This is a genomic window from Pseudomonas sp. 65/3-MNA-CIBAN-0223, assembly GCF_040310425.1.
Classification (GTDB): domain Bacteria; phylum Pseudomonadota; class Gammaproteobacteria; order Pseudomonadales; family Pseudomonadaceae; genus Aquipseudomonas; species Aquipseudomonas gregormendelii.
The window spans coordinates 1-282 of record NZ_JBEOPV010000094.1; the positions used below are offsets into that span (position 1 = coordinate 1).

The window sequence follows — 282 nt, forward strand, 5'->3', positions numbered from 1 at the left end:
ATCTCGTGCTGCTCGCGATGGGCTTCACGCAGCCGGCCGCGCCGGTGCTCGACGCGTTCGGCGTCGCGAAGGATGCGCGCGGCAATGCACGCGCGACGACCGAAGGCGACCGTTCGTACTACACGTCGGTCGACAAGGTGTTCGCGGCAGGCGACATGCGTCGCGGCCAGTCGCTCGTGGTGTGGGCGATCCGCGAAGGCCGCCAGTGCGCGCGCTCGGTCGATACGTACCTGATGGGCCATTCGGAACTGCCGCGCTGAGCTGAATCGCGCGAGCGGGTTT

Annotated in this window: 1 pseudogene; it reads left to right on the top strand. The window is 68.4% G+C overall.

What is annotated here, in order from left to right:
- Positions 1-260: pseudogene (gene gltD, locus AAEZ09_RS28065) on the top strand (glutamate synthase); the annotation flags it as partial.
- Positions 261-282: the final 22 nt, after the last annotated feature.